The sequence below is a fragment of the Acinetobacter sp. BD54 genome (genome assembly GCF_044778325.1).
In the GTDB taxonomy this organism is placed as follows: domain Bacteria; phylum Pseudomonadota; class Gammaproteobacteria; order Pseudomonadales; family Moraxellaceae; genus Acinetobacter; species Acinetobacter baumannii.
Window position 1 is genome coordinate 1 of record NZ_JANJEP010000014.1, and the last position, 18,316, is coordinate 18,316.

Below are 18,316 nucleotides of genomic sequence, written 5' to 3' on the forward strand. Positions count from 1 at the left end.
ACCACTGTTGCAGTGGTGCCATCAGGGTAAGTCACAGTCACGGTTGAACCAGGCTCTGCCTGACCGCTTACTGGGTCTGTTGCATTGATCGGATCAAGCACCGGTGCATTTGGTGCAACCGTATCAACTGTATATGTGTGTGTATTGTTAACACTGCTGCTGTTACCTGCTGCATCTGTAAACGTTACTTTGGCATCAATCGTCTTATCTGCATCCGCAGTCAAGTCACTACCTGGTACGCTTACTGTCCACGTGCCTGCTGTGCTATCTACAGTTGCAGTATACGTCTGGCCATTGATCACAACAGTGACCACTGTATTTGCTGCATCTGCCGGAACATTTTTCAATACGCCTGTAACAGTAACGTTGCCTGATGCTTCTGATGCATTAATCACATTGTCAGATGTTACTGAATCAACCGTGAAGTTAACACCATCTGTATTTGGGCCAACTGCATCGACAATAGCTGTGCCTGGTAATGATGGGTTACCTGCTGGATCGGTAGCAATTGCTGTAACTTCATCACCATCAACCAGGTTACCTGGATTTGGTACTGTCCAAGTACCACCCGGTCCTGCAACAACTGTTGTTGTACTGCCGTCTGGATAAGTCACAGTTACTGTTGAACCAGGTTCTGCTGTACCTGTAATTGGATCTGTCCCATTAACCGGGTTAATTACTGGTGCATTTGGTGCAACCGTATCAACTGTATATGTGTGTGTATCGTTAACACTGCTGCTGTTACCTGCTGCATCTGTAAACGTTACTTTGGCATCAATCGTCTTATCTGCATCCGCAGTCAAGTCACTACCTGGTACGCTTACTGTCCATGTACCTGCTGTGCTATCTACAGTTGCAGTATACGTCTGGCCATTGATCACAACAGTGACCACTGTATTTGCTGCATCTGCCGGAACGTTTTTCAATACACCTGTAACAGTAACGTTGCCTGATGCTTCTGATGCATTAATCACATTGTCAGATGTTACTGAATCAACCGTGAAGTTAACACCATCGGTATTTGGGCCAACTGCATCGACAATAGCTGTACCCGGTAATGATGGGTTACCTGCTGGATCGGTAGCAATTGCTGTAACTTCATCACCATCATTAAGGCCAGGGTTTGGTACTGACCAACTGCCGTCCGGTCCTGCTACAACTGTTGCTGTGTCACCATTAGGATAGGTTACTGTTACGGTTGAACCAGGTTCTGCTGTACCTGTAATTGGATCTGTCCCATTAACCGGGTTAATTACTGGTGCATCAGGTGCAGTGGTATCGATTGTATATGTTTGTGTATCGTTAACACTGCTGCTGTTACCTGCTGCATCTGTAAACGTTACTTTGGCATCAATCGTCTTATCTGCATCCGCAGTCAAGTCACTGCCCGGTACACTTACTGTCCATGTGCCTGCTGTGCTATCTACAGTTGCAGTATACGTCTGGCCATTGATCACAACAGTGACCACTGTATTTGCTGCATCTGCCGGAACGTTTTTCAATATACCAGTAACAGTAACGTTGCCTGACGCTTCTGATGCATTAATCACATTGTCAGATGTTACTGAATCAACCGTGAAGTTAACGCCATCGGTATTTGGACCAACTGCATCAACAGTAGCTGTACCTGGTAAAGATGGGTTGCCTGCTGGATCTGTAGCAATTGCCTCAACTTCGTCACCATCATTAAGGCCAGGGTTTGGTACTGACCAACTGCCGTCCGGTCCTGCTACAACTGTTGCTGTGTCACCATTAGGATAGGTTACTGTTACGGTTGAACCAGGTTCTGCTGTACCTGTAATTGGGTCTGTCCCGTTAACTGGGTCGATTACTGGCGCTGCAGGAGCAGCTGTGTCTAATGTATAAATTTGCGTATCGTTAACAGTGCTGCTATTACCTGCTGCATCTGTAAACGTTACTTTAGCATCAATCGTCTTATCTGCATCCGCAACCAAACCACTACCCGGCACACTTACTGTCCACGTGCCTGCTGTTTTATCTACCGTTGCATTATAAGTTACCCCATTAATAACAACTGTAACGGCCGTGTTAGTCGCATCTGCTGGAATGTTTTTCAGAACACCAGTAATCGTGACATTACCTGCTGCTTCTGATGCATTAATCACATTGTCAGCTGTTACTGAGTCAATCGTAAAGGTAACGCCAGCTGTATTTGGAGCAGCTGTATCAACTGTCACAACACCTGTATCTGTACCTACGTTACCTGCTGCATCTGTTGCAGTCACGGTAATGGTGTGTGGACCATCAGTTAATGCAGGAAGTGTATTGTCTGCAAGCGTCCAGGTGCCGTCACCATTGTTCACTGCCGGATAGTCAACGCCATCCACATTGACAACTACAGTTGCTGTCGGATCGTTCACTGTACCAGTAAGTGCTGGTGTGCTGTCGTTAGTGAGTACATCATCAAGTGCTACTGTCGGCGCAACTGCATCAACCACTGCCGTTGCTGGGCCTGATGTATTGCCAGCAGGGTCTGTTGCTACAGCTGTAACTTCATCGCCATCATTCAAACCTGGGTTTGGCACAGTCCAAGTACCATCCGGTCCTGCTACAACAGTTTTCGTACTACCGTCCGGATAAGTCACAGTCACTGTTGAACCAGGTTCTGCTGTACCTGTAATCGGGTCTGTCCCGTTAACTGGGTCAATCACTGGTGCATTTGGTGCAGTGGTATCAAGTGTATAAGTTTGTGTATCGTTAACACTGCTGCTATTACCTGCTGCATCTGTAAACGTTACTTTGGCATCAATCGTCTTATCTGCATCCGCAACTAAACCACTGCCCGGTACACTTACTGTCCATGTACCTGCTGCTTTATCTACAGTCGCATTATAAGTTACCCCATTAATAACAACTGTAACGGCCGTGTTGGCCGCATCTGCTGGAATGTTTTTCAAAACACCTGTAATGGTGACATTACCGGATGCTTCTGATGCATTAATCACATTATCAGAAGTAACAGGGTCAACCGAGAAAGTTACGCCATCGGTACTTGGTGGAGTGGTATCAGCAGGTACTGAAGAATCATCATCACTATCATGATTTGATGCTGCAGCGATAATACCGCCTGCAACTAGTGGAATAGCAGCCCATAACCATGGGTTCACGCCTGCATCATGATAAAGTAGAGGCTCAATTGAAGAAATAGGCTGGTAAATAACATCAGATACCAACTCTTGTGGAGCTTCTGCTGGTAGAGCTGCTGGTAAATCTTCACCTAAAAGTGCTTGTGGTTCCACGTCACTGTCAGCATCTGCGTCCGCATCACTATCAGCATCTGCATCATTTTCAGCATCTTTGAATTTTGCCCAAATCAACTGTCCATTTTCATCTTGGAAAACCAGACTGTTATCTTTAGGCTCAGCTGTTCCACTAAAGAAGCCTTCAATAACAATAGTCTCGCCATTTTTCAGACGTATGACTGCATTGGTACCCTCCCTATTCACTACCAATACATCACTGGCAGCCACTTTCACCAACACAACTGACGCTTCTGAAAGTTTTGCAGAAGTTCCCTCTGTGGTTACCAAGGTTTTATGATTATCCTTGGCAATAATTTGTATCTCAGGCATATCTATATTCCTTTTATATTATTGATTTAAATGATTTTATGTATAATTCTTTTTACTTAATGTTTTCGAGTTTTTGACCTACAACTTAAAAACATTAAGTAATGTGATCATTTTTACATTAAAAACTTTAAAATAAAAAAAACAAATACTAAAGTACTCAAAGAAAAAAAATTAATTAATACAAATTTTATATAAATAAAAATCTGATTTTTCTACTTATAATTTATTCAACAAGCTTATTAAATGTTTTATATATAAAACAAAATTAGTTTCTTATTATTGAACATTCATTGAAAATTATTTTAATTTAAATTTTTATATAACAAGTTTTAATATCTCAATAAAATAAAATATATTAATAATGATATATATAGAAAAAAAATGGCCTTAGATAATATTTTACTATTACACTAAAGCCTCTTTTTTATATTCAAATAAAATTATTTTTTTATTTACTTTTAGAAATTATCGGGACTTTCGAAACGTTTTACTTCTTGTAACTTATTTGGATCATGCATAGTTGCGATCCCGTCTTCTGTTTTTTGATCAACAATAACATCTGGGTTAAAGATAGTAATTGTTTCTCTTCCTAATGCATCTTCTCCAACTATATATTGAAAGCCACGGCGATTCATTTTATGGCATAGCTTTTGATAAAAGCCTTTAAGCCCTTCCGTTTCTTCATTAGGATTGTAATAAAACGCATTCATTACCGCAGGAAGGCCAAGTCCACACACTACACCAGATAACAATACGCTAATAAAGGTATATCCAATCAGAATACTACTATAAGGACTCAGCGCCGGAATATTCGCGACCGCCAAAATTAAAGCGAGTGAAATCCCTCCTCGAACACCACCCCAAGATAAAATAGTTAAACTACCATTGTAACTTTTGGTCTTACGCATTGTTGGGAAGAAAGCAAAAGACATAAAGTTTGCTGCAAAACGAGAAATATGCAGAATAAAGAAAGCAACTATTCCACCTAAAATCAGGCTAAAGTTTAAGTCAAGAATAAATAACTCAAGGCCAATTAAGGTAAATAAGAATGAATTGATAATCCCTTCTACCGTATGCCAAAAATGGTTAACCTCTCTGATCTCACGCTCTTCGCGAATTTCTTTCCATTTATTGCCGACGATTAAACCACCAATGACGCAGGCAATCGGTGCGGATGCATGGGCAAATAGAGCCACCAAATATGCTCCACTTGCAAGTAATGCAGTTGTTAAAATCAGAGATTCCATTTCGTGTTTACCACGCAATAAGCGTAAAGTACCTATCCCAAATGCCCACCCAATACCAACAGCAACCACAATTTCATAAAGCAAAGCTTCTAATGTAGCAACCAATGAAAAATGTTCACCCTGTAAAACATTCAGTAATGTCATAAATAAGGCAATACACATCGCATCGTTAAATAAAGATTCTCCTTCTAATTTAACAATGAGATGATGAGGAGCACGAATTGAACTTAAAACACCTTTAATACCGATCGGGTCTGTTGCACCCAATGCTGCACCTAATAATAGAAGAACCAAAATTGGTACATGATGTCCAACTAACAATTGGAAACCGTAAAGTAAGCTACCAAACAATACAGCGCAGATTACCAAGGCAATAGTGGCTAAGATACTAATCTGTTTCCAATAGCTTCTTAGATCTGAAATTTTAAATTTAAGTGCTGAAGACGTCAGAATAAAGCAAATAACACCATTAATTAAAAAATCATAGAAATCGATGTGACGTACGGCTTCCTCAATATTATGAATATTGATAGTAATGAATTGATTACCATTTAAAAGACTGGCTCCCCATTGCAAAATGAAGACAAAAATCGCAGAAACAAGAGGTACACCGATAGCCTGAGGAAAGCCCAAAATACGCTTATTAAATATGGTGGTCGCAATTGATAAGGCAAATACAACCGTAAATGCTTGTAATAAGAAAAAATTACCCATGAACACCCTTCTTCTGGGTCAATGACCAAATAAAAAATCTAGACAGCAGAACTGAACAGAACGAGAAAATAGGCACCTCATGTGTGCCCAAGCAATTAAAAAGTTGGAATACAAGTTTAACGAATTACGTTAATCATTCTATCAATTAGTTAAATTTCTTAACATTAATTATGTTGGAGGGATGATTAAAAAGATGAGCCTACTTAAACACCTTGTAAACTCATCTTATTTATAGATTTAGATAGAATTATTAAAAGTATCGCATTGGCTAATATCACCAGTTTTTAAACCGACTTGGAACCAGTGCATTCGCTGTTCACTACTACCATGAGTAAAGCTATCCGGAACGACCTGTCCAGTTGCCCGTTTTTGTAAGTAGTCATCTCCAATTTTTTGCGCGGCATCCATTGCTTCCTCAACGTCTCCCTGCTCTAAAAACTGAGTACGCTGTTGATTATGATTGGCCCAGATACCCGCTAAACAGTCAGCTTGTAATTCTTGACGTACAGATAACTGATTACCTTCTCTTTGACTGACTTGTGCTCGAGCCTGTTGTACTTGAGATGAGATACCAAGCAAAGTTTGAACATGATGTCCTACTTCATGGGCAACTACATAAGCTTGGGCAAAGTCTCCTGCCTGATCTTGTCTCGATAATTCTGTCTGATTTTGTTCGCCAGATATTCCCATCTGCTCACGCATATCTTTGAAGAATTCTGTATCTATATAAACCTTCTGATCTGCCGGGCAATAAAAGGGACCCATTGCAGACTGAGCTGTACCACAGCCTGACTGACTCATCCCACTAAACAAGACTAATTTTGGTGGTGTATAAGTTTTACCTAACTGTTTAAAAATAGGTGTCCACGTATCCTCTGTATCGGCTAATACTGTTCCAACAAAATCAGAAGCTTCTTTTTGCTCGGCTGTTAAACTTTCGGGTGCAGTTGCATTTGATTGTTGCGAAGCAGTAACCTGCTGCGTTGCCTGATATGCTTGTTGGGGGTCAACGCCAAAAAATTTCCATGCAACAAATGCCACAACCAAACCAATAATACTAATACCACCTGCCCTAACACCGCCTCCGCCTCGACGGTCTTCAACATTGGTACTGACTCGACGATCTCTCCAACGCATAATTTCCCTCTTCTTTGTAGATGGCCTGATTAACTAGAAGCTTTTGGCCACATTTTTTGTATCAAGCTAACAACAAGCAATACTATTGCACCAGCAACAATTCCTATTGCAAAGTTAATAAGCGTTGGGGTTAAAGCACCAATGATGTTGCCTACAGCTGGTATAGTTTCCACATGATCAACTGTATTTTCAGTAACATGATGGAGTAAAGGAATCGTATGATTAATAATCCCTCCACCTACCAAAAACATCGCAATAGTGCCGACGATAGACAATAACTTCATTAAAAGTGGCGCAAATGCAAGCAGCCCGCGACCAATAGTTTGTTTAAAAGAAGCAGCCTGTTTTGTTAAATATAGACCTAAGTCATCAATCTTAACAATCATGCCAACCAAACCATAAACGCCGATCGTCATCACAACTGCAATAATGCTGAGGACACTAACTTTAGTCATTAAAGTTGCAGTTGCCACAGTACCTAAAGAAATAACCACAATTTCAGCTGACAAAATAAAGTCTGTACGAATAGCTCCTTTCACTTTATCTTTTTCAAAAGTCGCCAAGTCTAACTCTTCACTATCAAACTCTTTTTGTGCTTCTTCTGAGGTTGAGGCTTTTTTATGTGTAATGGTATGAAGAACTTTTTCTACACCCTCATAACATAAGAATAGCCCGCCAAGCATTAACAAAGGATTAATCAACCAAGGAGCAATCACGCTAATTAATAAAGCTAGAGGAACTAAAATGAGCTTATTAACAAAGGAGCCTTTAGCAACTTTCCACACAATCGGTAATTCTCGATCAGCACGGACACCTGTAACCTGTTGTGCATTTAAAGCCAAATCATCACCTAAAACACCAGCAGTTTTTTTTGCTGCCATTTTGCTCATTAAGGCGACGTCATCTAAAATTGTTGCAATATCATCTAGTAGTAAAAGTAAGCCACTTGCCATTTCTTATCCAGGTTTGTATTTATTAAACTATTGTAAGATGATTTTTTTCAATTTTTGTAATTTTACTGAATAAATTCACAATATTATTTTAAGAAAAGTTTAGCCAATTGCTGACGAAAAAACTTTATTTCCCGTACAATAATGCCAATCTTTTATATTGCAGGGCTTATTATCCCTGATTAAGCCAATACCATAGTGGAATAAATAATGAGTAATGTTGATCAGCGTCCAATTATTTTGACAGGCGACCGCCCAACCGGACAACTTCACCTCGGGCATTTTGTCGGTTCTTTGCGTTCTCGTGTAGGTCTACAGGATAGCCATCATCAACATCTCTTATTAGCAGATGCACAAGCGTTAACAGACAATGCCGATAACCCAGATAAAGTTCGCCGTAACATTTTAGAAGTTGCTCTAGACTATTTAGCGGTAGGCATTGATCCAACTAAAACCACAATTTGTGTACAGTCATGCTTGCCTGCACTGAATGAACTTACAATGTTATATCTTAACTTTGTAACTGTAGCTCGTTTGGAACGCAACCCAACCATCAAATCTGAAATTCAAATGCGTGGTTTTGAACGTGATATTCCTGCCGGTTTCCTTTGCTACCCTGTAGCACAGGCAGCTGATATTACGGCTTTTAAAGCGACTGTAGTACCAGTAGGTGAAGATCAAATTCCAATGATTGAGCAAACTAACGAAATCGTGCGTCGTGTAAACCGACAAATTGGTCAAGACCTTTTACCTGAATGTAAAGCTTTGCTTTCTAATATGGCTCGTTTACCTGGTTTTGATGGTAAAGCGAAAATGTCTAAGTCATTAGGCAATACCATTGTTTTAAATGCTTCTGACAAAGACATCAAAAAAGCTGTAAATGCGATGTATACCGATCCAAATCATCTTCGCATCGAAGATCCGGGCCAAGTTGAAGGAAACATTGTATTTACTTATTTAGATGCATTTGATCCAAATAAAGAAGAAGTTGAAGAGCTGAAAGCACACTACCGCCGTGGTGGTCTTGGTGATGGTACAGTTAAAAAACGTCTTGAAGGTGTACTAAAAGAATTAATTACACCTATACGTGAACGTCGTGAAGAACTTGCTAAAGATCCTGACTACATTATGGATGTTTTACGCCAAGGTACTGATAAATGTCGAATCATTACTCAGCAGACTTTGGACGAAGTTAAAGATGGATTAGGCTTATTTAAGTTCTAATTTTTATATTAGAGATATAAATCGAAAAAGCCCTACGGGGCTTTTTTTTATAATTATATTTAGATTCAATAATTTAACTCTTTAGAATTTCTATATATTTATTATGATTCACACGCTTTTACCCTTTTAACGTGAAGTAACACTAATTAACGTGAACCTTAATGAACAAATAAGAATGCGTCACTAATATAACATGAGTAGGTTGATATGAACCTCACGACATTTCTCCTTAAGCCGAAACTGTTTTTAACAGATTCGTTGTTCTACGCAATGATCACCCCAATCATTGCGTATTTTTTTGTCTTTTTTAGCCAGATTATTTCTTACATCATTTTATTTAGCTTTCAATAATACAAAAAAATACCGCATCATTTTTCAGATGCGGTATTTTTTAAAGATTCAAGGAAACAATTAAGCTAAACCTTTCTCTTTTAATACTTGCAACATAGTTGAACCAAGCTCAGCTGGGCTACGAGTGTAAGCCATACCTGCTTTTTCAAATGCAGCGAATTTCTCTTCAGCAGTACCTTGACCACCAGAAATGATCGCACCAGCGTGACCCATACGCTTACCTTTAGGCGCAGTTACACCAGCGATGTAACCTACTACAGGTTTAGTCACGTTAGATTTGATGAATTCAGCAGCTTCTTCTTCCGCTGTACCACCGATCTCACCGATCATGATGATTGCATCAGTATCTGGATCGTCTTGGAACAATTGAAGAGCTTCAATTTGGTTCATACCTGGGATTGGGTCACCACCGATACCGATACAAGTAGACTGACCTAAACCAAGCTTAGTTGTTTGAGCAACAGCTTCATAAGTCAATGTACCTGAACGTGAGATGATACCAATACGACCTGGTTGGTGGATGTGACCAGGCATAATACCGATCTTACATTCACCCGGAGTGATCACGCCTGGGCAGTTAGGACCAACTAAACGAGTACCGTTACCGTTAGTTTCTAAATAACGTTTTGCTTTAAGCATGTCGATTGTTGGAACACCTTCAGTGATCACAACGATTAGGCCAACACCTGAATCAACCGCTTCAACGATTGAGTCTAAAACGAATGGAGCTGGTACATAGATTACAGATGCATCTGCATTTGTTTCACGTACAGCTTCTTTCATTGTGTTGAATACTGGTAAGTCAAGGTGAGTTGTACCACCTTTACCTGGAGTAACACCACCAACAACTTTTGTACCGTAGTCTAAAGCTTGTGCAGAGTGGAAAGTACCGTTTTTACCAGTAAAACCTTGTACCAATACTTTAGTGTCTTTATTAATTAATACGCTCATGATTGATACTCCCCTTACGCTTTAACTGCAGCTACAACTTTTTCTGCGGCATCAGACAAACCGTTCGCAGAAATTAATTTCAAACCAGATTCATCAAGTAATTTCGCACCTAACTCAGCGTTGTTACCTTCTAAACGAACAACAACTGGAACAGTTACATTTACTTCTTGAACCGCTGCAATAATTGCTTCAGCAATCATGTCACAACGCACGATACCACCGAAGATGTTGATTAAAACACCTTGTACAGACGTATCAGCAAGAATGATTTTGAACGCTTCGATTACACGCTCTTTAGTTGCGCCGCCACCAACGTCAAGGAAGTTTGCAGGCTGACCACCATAAAGTTTAATGATGTCCATAGTTGCCATTGCAAGACCAGCACCGTTAACCATACAACCGATGTTACCTTCTAAAGCAACATAGTTAAGATCAAATTCAGATGCTTTTAACTCACGCTCATTCTCTTGAGATTTATCACGTAAAGCAGCAACTTTAGGTAAACGGTAAAGCGCGTTAGAGTCGATACCTACTTTCGCATCTACACATAAAATTTCGCCATTTTCACGAACTGAAAGTGGGTTAATTTCAAATAAAGCGAAATCATTTTCAACAAATGCTTGATAAGCAGCTGTCATGATTTTCACGAATTGACCGATTTGTTTGTCTTTCAAACCTAAAGCAAACGCAACTTCACGTGCTTGGAATGGTTGTAAACCAACTAATGGATCAACTTCAACTTTGATAATTTTTTCTGGAGTTTCTTCCGCAACTTTCTCGATTTCTACACCACCTTCTGTAGAAGCCATGAAAGTAATACGACGGCTAGAACGGTCTACAACCGCGCCCAAGTAAAGCTCACGCTCAACTGGATATACGTCTTCAGCAACAATGATGCTGTTTACTGGTTGACCATTTGCATCTGTTTGATACGTTACAAGACGAGTACCAATGATATTGTTTGCAAATTCGATAACATCTTCTTTAGATTTTGCAACTTTAACGCCACCAGCCTTACCACGACCACCAGCATGAACTTGCGCCTTCATTACAGCGAATTTACCACCAAGCTGTTCAAATGCAGCAACTGCTTCGTCTGCATTGGTTGCCAAGATACCTTCTTGTACCGGCATACCATATTCTTTCAATAACGCTTTAGCTTGATACTCATGTAAGTTCATTTAGTTACCTACTTAACTTTGTTTGTTGTCTTCAATTTGCGCAACATTCTCATGTTGTATAAGCAAATTGCTGTCTACGTCTATCAACTTGATGATTTTTTAATCACACCATCGAATGTGAAAAAGAGCGGAGGACCGCTCTTTATTTTATTTACGCTTACGTTGAATCGCGTGAATTGCACGACCATCTACAGCAAGTGCAGCTTCATGAACAACTTCAGAGAATGTTGGGTGACCAAAAGTCATCAACTGAAGATCTTCAACAGAAGATACAAATTCAAGTGCAATCATACCTTGGTGAACGATATCAGATGCCGCAGGCCCAATCACATGCATACCTAATAAACGGTCAGTTTTTGCATCAGCAACAAACTTAACAAAACCTGCACCTTCACCAGCAGCTAAAGCACGACCATTTACAGCAAAACCGAATTGACCAGTTTTTACTTCATGACCTTTTTCTTTAGCTTGCTCTTCAGTTAAACCAACCCACGCCGCTTCAGGGTGTGTATAGATAACAGAAATGATTGTGTCATAGTTTACTTGAGCTGCATGACCATGAATACGTTCAACAGCCATTACGCCCTCTTCCATTGCTTTATGAGCAAGCATTGGACCGCGTACTAAGTCACCAATCGCATATACACCTTCTACAGAAGTTGCACAGTGATCATTTACTTCAACTAAACCACGTTCAGTTAATTTAATACCTGAATCTTCAGCCAATAAACCTTCAGCATAAGCTTTACGGCCCACACAAACGATTAACTTATCAAACGTTTGTTCTTTGTCTTCACCAGCTTGAGTGTATTTAACAGTCACTTCACGACCGTTTACTTCAGTACCAGATACTTTTGCACCAATGCGGATATCTAAACCTTGTTTAGTCAAGATTTTTTGATATTCCTTAGAAAGTGCTTTATCAGCCATTGGCAAGAATGCATCCATTGCTTCAAATACAACAACTTCTGCACCAAGACGACGCCATACTGAACCAAGTTCTAAACCGATTACACCTGCACCAATTACACCTAAACGCTTAGGTACTTCAGGGAAGTTTAATGCGCCAGTTGAATCAACAATAATATCTTGATCTACAGGAGCTACAGGAATATTTACAGGTACAGAACCAGACGCAAGAATTACGTATTTAGGTTCTAAAATTTGAGTTTCACCTTCATGTGGAACAAACTCAACTTTTTTACCAGCAAGTAATTTACCTGTACCTTTTAACCACTCGATACCGTTGCCTTTAAGCAATTGATCAATACCGCCAGTTAATTGGTCAACAATTTTGTCTTTACGAGCAAGAAGTTTTGCAAGATCGAAATTCACTTCACCAGTTGTAATACCGTGATCAGCTAAATGATGCACTGTATCTTCATAACGATGAGAAGAATCAAGCAAAGCTTTAGAAGGGATACAACCTACGTTTAAGCAAGTACCACCTAAAGAAGGCTTACCGTTGTGAATACGTTTTTCAATACAAGCGACTTTGAAGCCTAGTTGAGCAGCGCGAATCGCAGCTTCATAACCACCAGGACCACCGCCAATGACAACAAGATCAAATTGTTGAGACATTTTTATCTCCATAAACCAGAATAGAGGATTACTCTACCCTGGTAGGTATTTATTCGAAGAAATTAAAGATCAAGAATGAGTTTAGCTGGTTCTTCTAACAATTCTTTGATTGCAACTAAGAAACCTACAGCTTCTTTACCATCGATCATACGGTGGTCATAAGAAAGCGCTAAGTACATCATTGGCAAGATTTCAACTTGACCATTTACCGCCATAGGACGTTCTTGGATTTTATGCATCCCCAAGATACCAGTTTGCGGCTGGTTCAAAATTGGAGTTGAAAGTAATGAACCGAAAGTACCACCGTTAGTGATTGTGAAAGTACCGCCAGTCATTTCTTCGATAGATAATTTACCATCACGTGCTTTAGCAGCGTAAGCAGCAATACCTGCTTCAACTTCTGCATAGCTCATACGGTCAGTATCACGTAATACTGGTACAACAAGACCACGATCAGAAGATACTGCAACACCGATGTCGTAGTAACCGTGATAAACGATATCATCGCCATCAATTGAAGCATTTACAGCTGGGTAGCGTTTAAGCGCTTCAGTTGCTGCTTTAACGAAGAATGACATGAAGCCTAAACGAGCACCATGACGTTTTTCGAAAGCATCTTTATATTGCTTACGTAATTCCATGATTGGCTTCATGTTAACTTCGTTAAATGTAGTTAACATTGCTGTTTCTTGAGTAGCTGCAAGAAGACGCTCAGCTACACGTTTACGTAAACGAGTCATTGGAACGCGTTTTTCGATACGTTCGCCAACAGCAACGCTTAATGGAGTAACGTTAGCAGCTGGTTTAGCTTGATGGTTTGCAACATCTTCTTTAGTGATACGACCACCACGACCAGTACCTTGTACGTCAGAAGCAGCAATACCAGATTCAGTTAACGCTTTACGTACTGCAGGAGCTTGATCAGATACAGTTTCATTACGCTCAACAACAGGAGCAGCACCAGCTTGAGTCTGAGCAACTGCTTGTTCTACTGCCGCAGGAGCAGCAGCCGCTGCGCCAGCACCAGCTTCGAATTGAGCAATAACTTCGTCAGAAAGAACTGTATCGCCTTCACCTTTAATGATTGCAACCAAGCTACCATCTGCAGGAGCAACAACTTCTAAAACAACTTTGTCGGTTTCAATATCACAGATTACTTCATCACGTGATACAGGTTCACCCACCTTTTTATGCCAAGTTGCGATGGTTCCATCTGCAACAGACTCTGGGAATACCGGTGCTTTAATTTCGGTTGCCATTATTGAGAATCTCCTGATTGTTCAGCTTCGATTGCCAATGCATCATTAATTAGCTGAGCTTGTTGTTTTGCATGCAAGTACGGTGAGCCACAAGCTGGTGCAGCAGAAGCTTCACGACCTGCAAAACTGATACGGATTTGTTTGCCAGATTTTAAGATATCGTCATATAAACGCGGTGCGATAAACAACCAAGCACCTTGGTTCTTCGGCTCTTCTTGCGCCCAAACGAGTTCTTTCACATTTGGATAAGCAGCCAAGATTTCCGCAAGACGTTGCTCTGGGTATGGATACAACTGTTCAATACGTACAATTGCAACATTAGTTAAGTTTTGTTCACGACGTTTTTCGAGTAAGTCGTAATAAACTTTACCGCCACAAAGTACAAGACGAGTTACATCTGACTTGTTAATTTGATCGATTTCGTCAATTACAGTTTGGAATGAACCATGTGCTAGCTCTTCTAAAGTAGAAGTCGCAAGTTTATGACGAAGTAAAGATTTCGGTGACATTACGATTAATGGCTTACGAATTGGGCGTACAGCCTGACGACGTAATGCATGGAAAATCTGTGCAGGTGTCGTTGGAGTGATCACTTGCATGTTGTCTTCAGCACATAACTGTAAGAAACGTTCTAAACGAGCTGAAGAGTGCTCTGGACCTTGACCTTCGAAACCGTGTGGTAACAACATTGTTAAACCACAAACACGCTCCCACTTAGTCTCACCAGAAGCAATAAACTGGTCAATCACAACTTGAGCACAGTTTACGAAGTCACCAAATTGTGCTTCCCAAATAATCAAGCTCTTAGGAATTGTAGTTGCGTAACCATATTCGAACGCAAGAACTGCTTCTTCAGATAAAAGAGAATCGTAAATCGCAAAACGTGGTTGGTTCTCTTTCACATGGCAAAGAGGAATGTAAGTTGAACCATCAACTTGGTTATGCAATTTTGCATGACGGTGTGAGAAGGTACCACGACCCACGTCTTCACCAGTAATACGAACTAGATAGTCTTCATCTAATAAAGTTGCATAAGCTAAAGTTTCTGCTGCACCCCAGTTCAATGGAGTTTCACCAGTTTGCATTTTCACGCGGTCTTCAATTACTTTTTGAACCTGACGCTGCATTACAAACCCTTCAGGAAGCTTGCTCATGCCCTCGCCTAATTCTTTAAGGCGGTTTATGTCAAATGAAGTATCCCAATCGTCTGTATATTCATGGCCCAAATATGGAGTCCAATCTACAAACATTTTAGTGTTCGGTTCAAGAATCAAAGCATTCGCTACATGATTACCCGCTTCTAAATCAGCACGATAATCTTCAACCATTTGGTCAGCTTCAGCACGGTCAAGTACTTTCTCTTGTACCAATTGATCAGCATAAAGTGTACGAGTAGTTGCTTTCTTAGCAATCACTTGATACATCAATGGTTGTGTACCAGATGGCTCATCTGCTTCGTTATGGCCGCGACGACGGTAACAGAACAAATCGATGACTACATCTTTACGGAATTCGTGACGGAAATCATGTGCTAATTGAGTAGCAAAGATAACAGCTTCAGGATCATCACCATTTACATGGAAGATAGGAGCCTGAATCATTTTAGCAACGTCTGTACAGTATTCTGTCGAACGCGCATCACGTGGATCAGAAGTTGTGAAACCAACTTGGTTGTTCACAATAATATGAACTGTACCACCAACCGTATAGCCACGAGTTTGTGACATCTGGAAGGTTTCCATGTTCACGCCCTGACCTGCAAATGCAGCATCACCATGAACAATAACTGGTAATACGTCATCACCGCCGATGTCTCTACGACGTACTTGACGCGCACGTACAGAACCTTCGACTACAGGACCAACGATTTCTAAGTGAGATGGGTTAAATGCCAATGCCAAGTGAACTTCACCACCTGGAGTCATTACATTACTTGAGAAACCTTGGTGGTATTTAACGTCACCAGAGCCTTTCTTATGAAGTGCTTTACCTTCGAACTCACCAAATAAGTCCGCAGGGTTTTTACCCATAATGTTAACAAGAAGGTTCAAACGACCACGGTGTGGCATACCGATAACAACTTCTTTACAACCTACGGCACCAGCACGCTGGATAATCTCATTTACCATAGGAATAAAAGATTCGCCGCCTTCAACACCAAAACGTTTAGCGCCGACGTATTTATTACCGAGATATTTTTCTAAGCCTTCAGCAGCGGTTAAACGCTCTAAGAAGCCTTTCTTTTGTTCATTTGAGAAATTGAATTTACCACGGGCACTTTCAAGACGTTGTTGAATCCAACGTTTCTCTTTTGTGTCCACGATATGCATATATTCAACACCGATCGAACCACAATAGATTGCTTCCATTGCTTCAATCATCTCAGCAAGCGTTGCTTCGCTTTTACCGATCTCAAGATTGCCTGTGTTGAATACTGTGTCTAAATCTGATTTGGTTAAACCGTGTGCTGAAAGATCTAAATCAGGAATATCTTCACGCTTAGCAAGACCTAACGGATCTAACTTAGCTTTTTGATGTCCGCGATTGCGATAAGCAGCAATGAGTTGTAAAACGCCAATTTGACGACGCTCATGTTCAGTACTTACAGTACTTTGTACAACAGGTTGAACACGATTAGCATTACGTCCTAGTAATAGGAATTGCTCACGCACAGCGCTGTGTGGTTGGTCACCCTTTGGATATTTATCGAAATATTGGCGCCAGTCCTCAGCGACGGAGGTTGGGGAAGTCAGGTACTGCTCGTAAAGTTCTTCAATATACGCTGCACTATCAGCGGAAAGTTCAGTGTCAAGACGCAATGCGTCAGCAACTTCTTGCATTTGTGGACCCATTTCCTATTGCAAAAAATATTACAGGCTGCCTTTTAAGCATACCCATGATGCATAATGTCAAATTGGTAAAAATGACACTACTTACCCAACAGGTCTTCAAGACCATGGGGCGTCATACTACCTAGAGAGAAAACTCCATAGGTAATTAATGAATCACAACGCCCTCAATGGCATCATCACTCACCTTATACTCGATAAAAAACCGAGCAATTTTTTGCAAATCTTTTTAGAAAAATTAACTTTAAAATTAACTTTTCTAAAATGACTTTAACCATAAAAATTAAGCACAGATCTAAGATCGTGCCACTTAATTTAATTTCACTAGTATACGCTTTTTTCACCTATAACTTTGTGGCAAATCGTATCATGTTCTTAACGAACGATTGATTTTTTTGACACATACCATCTATAAATTGGCGAAATACATATCCAATTTTATCTATTAATATATGGTGCTTTATATAAAAACCCTTCTTTTACCGACTAAAGTATAAGACACGTATTATAAAATTAAAAAAAAACGCACATCAAGGATGTGCGTTCTCTATTTGCGCAGAATTAACCCGCTTGATCTAACAACATATTACGGATATGACCGATTGCTTTTGTTGGATTCAAACCTTTAGGACATACTGACACACAGTTCATAATACCTTTACAACGGAACAAACTGAACGGATCGTCAAGACGAGCCAAACGTTCTGCAGTTGCAGTATCACGAGAGTCGATAATAAAACGATATGCATTCAACAACGCTGAAGGACCCAAGAATTTATCAGGGTTCCACCAGAATGATGGGCATGAAGTTGAACAACATGCACAAAGAATACACTCATACAAACCATTTAAGTGTTCACGCTCTTCAGGAGATTGCAAACGCTCTTTAGGTGGAGCAGGTTGGTTATTGATCAAGAATGGCTGAATTTTGTCATACTGATCATAGAATTGGTTCATATCAACAACCAAATCTTTAACAACCGGCAAACCAGGTAATGGACGAATTACGATTTTCTCTGGTAAATCGTTAAGGTTTTGCAAGCAAGCCAAACCATTTTTACCATTGATATTCACACCATCAGAACCACAAATACCTTCACGGCAAGAACGACGGAATGTTAACGTTTCGTCTTGAACCTTCAAAGCAAGCAATGCATCAAGCAACATACGGTGCTTATCAGTCAATTCAAGCTTGAAAGTTTGCATGTACGGCGCTTTATCCTTATCAGGATCATAGCGGTAGATTTCGAATGTACGAGTACCTCTACTCATCTTTATA

General features: G+C 40.3%; 11 protein-coding genes and 1 pseudogene. 1 reads left to right on the forward strand and 11 read right to left on the reverse strand.

Translation table 11 applies throughout. The features are described 5' to 3' along the window. From NQ782_RS17420 to NQ782_RS17435, 4 genes are all read right to left on the reverse strand, one after another. A partial coding sequence (locus NQ782_RS17420; protein ID WP_267581271.1) for an Ig-like domain-containing protein occupies positions 1-3,593 on the reverse strand: 3,593 nt, incomplete at its 3' end. Positions 3,594-4,051: 458 nt separating this feature from the next. Beyond that, positions 4,052-5,554, reverse strand: a complete 1,503-nt coding sequence (locus tag NQ782_RS17425; RefSeq protein WP_000526259.1) for a sodium:proton antiporter — start codon at positions 5,552-5,554, stop codon at positions 4,052-4,054. A 237-nt stretch (positions 5,555-5,791) separates the two neighbouring features. Next, positions 5,792-6,691 (reverse strand): neutral zinc metallopeptidase, encoded by a 900-nt coding sequence (locus tag NQ782_RS17430; RefSeq protein ID WP_057094298.1) that lies wholly within the window; start codon positions 6,689-6,691, stop codon positions 5,792-5,794. 29 nt (positions 6,692-6,720) lie between these two features. After that, the gene (locus NQ782_RS17435) at positions 6,721-7,644 is read right to left on the reverse strand and encodes a DUF808 domain-containing protein (RefSeq protein WP_000146247.1); all 924 of its coding nucleotides are present in this window, start codon (positions 7,642-7,644) and stop codon (positions 6,721-6,723) included. A gap of 207 nt (positions 7,645-7,851) precedes the next feature. On the opposite strand from NQ782_RS17435, the gene trpS reads away from it, so the two are divergent. Next, positions 7,852-8,865, forward strand: a complete 1,014-nt coding sequence (trpS, locus tag NQ782_RS17440; protein WP_000072941.1) for a tryptophan--tRNA ligase — start codon at positions 7,852-7,854, stop codon at positions 8,863-8,865. A gap of 411 nt (positions 8,866-9,276) precedes the next feature. On the opposite strand, the gene sucD is transcribed toward trpS, so the two are convergent. From sucD to NQ782_RS17475, 7 genes and pseudogenes are all read right to left on the reverse strand, one after another. Continuing rightward, complete coding sequence (sucD, locus tag NQ782_RS17445) at positions 9,277-10,167, reverse strand: succinate--CoA ligase subunit alpha (protein WP_000114637.1); 891 nt, start codon at positions 10,165-10,167, stop codon at positions 9,277-9,279. 14 nt (positions 10,168-10,181) lie between these two features. Then, complete coding sequence (gene sucC / locus NQ782_RS17450; protein ID WP_001048573.1) at positions 10,182-11,348, reverse strand: ADP-forming succinate--CoA ligase subunit beta; 1,167 nt, start codon at positions 11,346-11,348, stop codon at positions 10,182-10,184. Between the two features lie 147 nt (positions 11,349-11,495). Beyond that, on the reverse strand, positions 11,496-12,929 hold the full coding sequence (lpdA, locus tag NQ782_RS17455) for a dihydrolipoyl dehydrogenase (protein ID WP_000082610.1): 1,434 nt from the start codon (positions 12,927-12,929) through the stop codon (positions 11,496-11,498). A gap of 62 nt (positions 12,930-12,991) precedes the next feature. Then, positions 12,992-14,188, reverse strand: a complete 1,197-nt coding sequence (gene odhB, locus NQ782_RS17460; protein ID WP_000179879.1) for a 2-oxoglutarate dehydrogenase complex dihydrolipoyllysine-residue succinyltransferase — start codon at positions 14,186-14,188, stop codon at positions 12,992-12,994. After that, complete coding sequence (locus tag NQ782_RS17465) at positions 14,188-17,028, reverse strand: 2-oxoglutarate dehydrogenase E1 component (protein ID WP_001984866.1); 2,841 nt, start codon at positions 17,026-17,028, stop codon at positions 14,188-14,190. Before NQ782_RS17465 ends, odhB begins: the two co-directional genes overlap by 1 nt. 157 nt (positions 17,029-17,185) lie before the next feature. Further along, positions 17,186-17,315: pseudogene (locus tag NQ782_RS17470) on the reverse strand (hypothetical protein). Between the two features lie 283 nt (positions 17,316-17,598). Next, complete coding sequence (locus NQ782_RS17475; protein WP_000086385.1) at positions 17,599-18,309, reverse strand: succinate dehydrogenase iron-sulfur subunit; 711 nt, start codon at positions 18,307-18,309, stop codon at positions 17,599-17,601. Positions 18,310-18,316: the final 7 nt, after the last annotated feature.

What these genes read in the sequence shown, in the direction of transcription:
- NQ782_RS17425 (WP_000526259.1), bottom strand. Translation starts at nt 5,554, where the DNA reads ATGGGTAATTTTTTCTTATTACAAGCATTTACGGTTGTATTTGCCTTA.
- NQ782_RS17430 (WP_057094298.1), bottom strand. Translation starts at nt 6,691, where the DNA reads ATGCGTTGGAGAGATCGTCGAGTCAGTACCAATGTTGAAGACCGTCGA.
- NQ782_RS17435 (WP_000146247.1), bottom strand. Translation starts at nt 7,644, where the DNA reads ATGGCAAGTGGCTTACTTTTACTACTAGATGATATTGCAACAATTTTA.
- trpS (WP_000072941.1), top strand. Translation starts at nt 7,852, where the DNA reads ATGAGTAATGTTGATCAGCGTCCAATTATTTTGACAGGCGACCGCCCA.
- sucD (WP_000114637.1), bottom strand. Translation starts at nt 10,167, where the DNA reads ATGAGCGTATTAATTAATAAAGACACTAAAGTATTGGTACAAGGTTTT.
- sucC (WP_001048573.1), bottom strand. Translation starts at nt 11,348, where the DNA reads ATGAACTTACATGAGTATCAAGCTAAAGCGTTATTGAAAGAATATGGT.
- lpdA (WP_000082610.1), bottom strand. Translation starts at nt 12,929, where the DNA reads ATGTCTCAACAATTTGATCTTGTTGTCATTGGCGGTGGTCCTGGTGGT.
- odhB (WP_000179879.1), bottom strand. Translation starts at nt 14,188, where the DNA reads ATGGCAACCGAAATTAAAGCACCGGTATTCCCAGAGTCTGTTGCAGAT.
- NQ782_RS17465 (WP_001984866.1), bottom strand. Translation starts at nt 17,028, where the DNA reads ATGCAAGAAGTTGCTGACGCATTGCGTCTTGACACTGAACTTTCCGCT.
- NQ782_RS17475 (WP_000086385.1), bottom strand. Translation starts at nt 18,309, where the DNA reads ATGAGTAGAGGTACTCGTACATTCGAAATCTACCGCTATGATCCTGAT.